Here is a 3,156-nt window from a genome sequence, read left to right as displayed (position 1 = left end):
TATTTTTCAATAAAAACTTTATTTTCAGAGTTTTGTGCGACTTGATTTAGAATGGCAACAGTTGCCGCTTGGTCTTCTTTTATAGCAGATAAATAATTTGCCCAAGCCGTTTTTTTACCTTCTAAAACTTCTTTTTTAGATGTCGATTCAATTTCTTCTAATTCCTCGGCTGTTGCCAAATTGTTAGCTATCATCCATTTTTTCATTTGCGCCACACAGTCAAATTCTGCTTCCCACGCCAAACGATCCGCATTTTTGTATCGCTCGTGTGAACCTGAAGTAGAATGGCCTTGCGGTTGCGTTAATTCGTTTACGTGAATTAAAACCGGCACATGTTCTGTTCGGGCAATTTTAGAAGCTTTTTGATAGGTGTCAACTAATGCAGGATAATCCCAACCTTTCACACGGAAAATTTCGTACCCGTTGTTTGCGTCATCGCGTTGTAATCCTTTTAATATTTCGGATATATTTTCTTTTGTAGTTTGATATTTGGCATGTACAGAAATTCCGTATTCGTCATCCCAAACACTCATTACCATTGGAACTTGTAACACCCCAGCAGCGTTTATGGTTTCAAAAAACAACCCTTCTGATGTAGAGGCGTTTCCAATTGTTCCCCAAGCAACTTCGTTACCTTGTACTGAAAAATTATTTTCAGCAGGAATTTCTGTTACATTTCTATATATTTTTGAGGCTTGTGCTAAACCTAATAAACGTGGCATTTGCCCAGCAGTAGGAGAGATGTCGGCACTTGAATTTTTTTGTTGGGTTAAATTTTTCCAATTTCCGTTTTCGTCTAACGAATGTGTAGCAAAATGCCCACCCATTTGACGACCCGCACTCATTGGATCAAAATTAATATCGGCGTGACCATATAATCCTGCGAAAAACTGAACGATTGATAATTCGCCAATAGCCATCATAAACGTTTGGTCACGGTAATATCCTGAACGAAAATCACCATTTTGAAACGCTTTCGCTAAGGCCAATTGTGGTACTTCTTTACCATCGCCAAAAATACCAAATTTTGCTTTTCCAGTAAGGACTTCTTTTCGTCCTAAAAGACTACACTCGCGACTAACCGATGCGATTTTAAAATCGTGTAAAACTTCTTTTTTGAAATCTTCGAAAGATAATGTTTCTGCCGTCTTAGTTTTGCTCATAATATTACTTTGCTATGTTACAAATTTAAACAAAAAAACGAAATGGTACTACGTGAAGGTTATTTTTATGAATAATGAATAAAAATATTGATGTTTGGTTGTAAAAAACGTAGTATTATTTCGAAATAGTAACTATTATTTACGAATAATGTATAAAAATTACAAATTTAGAAACTGAAATTTATATGAAATTTCACTAATTTTAAAACCATCTTCTTGTAAATAAAGAGGTTAATGTTTTTGGACTTAATGTAATAATAAATCGGATGCGTTCGCCGTAATTTTTGTCGTTTAATTCAAAGCCATTTGAAGAATAAACGGGTAAATATAATTCGAAATAATCTTGTACTAAATTTAAGCGAATGCCGCTATCATAGATATATTGCGGTTTATATCCTTCGTTTTTAAACGTTCCAACATCGCCATACATTTCTATCCAATCCCAAATCGTGAAACTAGCATTTGCAGTTAAAATATATTGATTGGCAAATCGTGTAGCAAATTTAGATTTGAAGGCACCTTCCGCATTTACAAACTGCCGACTAAATAAACCTGTGCTTTCGCTTCTGCCTATTAAAGCGTAATCAAATAAATAGTCGGAAGGCCTATCAATACCAAAGCTAAAGAAATTGTTTTGGGTGTCATTATGCGTAAAAACTCCAGCAAAAGCCCTTAAATTGATAAATCTATTATTTTCAAAAAGTTTACGATATTGTATTTGTCCTGATATTTTTCCAAAACGATTTGAAAGTTGAAAATCGGTTCCGTATGAAAATTGTTCTATTAATTCACTGTTAGCATATCCATATCGTAAATTAAATACAGAATAGTTTTCTGAGTTTTTTGTAGAAACGATATTAGATTTTTCTCTATTTACATACACGTGTCGTATTAAAAATCCTTCGCCTTCATTTTTTCTAAAATTTGGATGTCTAAATCTGAAATTTACACTTGGCGTAATTTTAGTATAAAAAGCATCAGGAGCATAGTGTAAACGAGTTCCTGAAATCGCATATCGGGTGCTAAAATGGGTACTGTTGCGGTTAATATCGTTAAAACTAAATCCTGCACTTCCTGCAAGTGTTTGTGTTTTAGAGGAATAATTTGGCGTAATGTCGTAAATAAAAGGCTTGTCAATTATCGATTTGTTATTAAATTTCATACCCAATAATAAGCCGTCATATAAGTTGTATTCGGCAGTTGGAACGAAAAACACTTGGTTGTATTTTGGATTTTCAATGTCTTTAAAAAAAGTAAATCTAATTTTTCTGTTCCCTAAAAAGCGGTTTTTTAATTTGTACGAATTGTTATTGTTGTTTAATTCTGGAATTTCATACGTATCGTTTAAAACGAATTTTGTTATACTATCGTTTTGTATTGAAAATGTAAAAATGTCGGATTGATTATGAATCCAGTTTTTACTAATTAATTTGTTTTTCTGATAACCAGAAATAGAAATAGGCACTTTGGCATCGCCTACATTTTTAATTGTTACGTCTATAGCATCGTTTGTTTTTTTGGCTTGAATAATTTTGTAATCAATTTTATTTCTGGAATAAATTAATTCCTTAAAAAACCAATTTAAATCTTGTTTTGAATTATGTTCTAAAATTGACTTAAAATTTTGACTATCAGTATATTTGAATTTATTTAATTCTATATATTGTTTAATTGAATTTTCTACATAATTATCTCCTAAATAAGCGTTCAAATAATGAAGCGAAAGCCCAGATTTGAATTTTCCTGCTATTCTTTCATTGAATTTTATTTGTGTGTTTTTATCTGTTCCAACAGGTTGATCAATATTTTTTCGCGCCATTAATAAATAATTATAAATGAATTGTTCGGTAAAATTCATAGAAATTATCTTGTACTTTTTTAGTATTTTAAATCGAGCTAATTTTCCAAAAGCTTTACTTTCTGGATACCTTTCATCTATATATTTTTTTAAATAATAATGCTGAATGCCTTCTAAAATCCAATGGTCTTTTCT

General features: G+C 31.7%; 2 protein-coding genes. Both read right to left on the bottom strand.

What is annotated here, in order from left to right; genetic code table 11:
- Nucleotides 1-1,163 (bottom strand): thiamine pyrophosphate-dependent dehydrogenase E1 component subunit alpha (locus KA468_RS08415; RefSeq protein ID WP_291242502.1); only part of this gene is annotated, 1,163 nt, incomplete at its 3' end.
- 202 nt (nucleotides 1,164-1,365) lie between these two features.
- Nucleotides 1,366-3,156: aminopeptidase (locus KA468_RS08410; RefSeq protein WP_291242501.1), on the bottom strand; the 1,791-nt coding region annotated here is incomplete at its 5' end.

It is taken from the genome of Flavobacterium sp. (assembly GCF_017985075.1).
In the GTDB taxonomy this organism is placed as follows: domain Bacteria; phylum Bacteroidota; class Bacteroidia; order Flavobacteriales; family Flavobacteriaceae; genus Flavobacterium.
The sequence above is the reverse complement of the archived record's forward strand: the minus strand, read 5'-3'. Positions and strand labels throughout refer to the sequence as shown.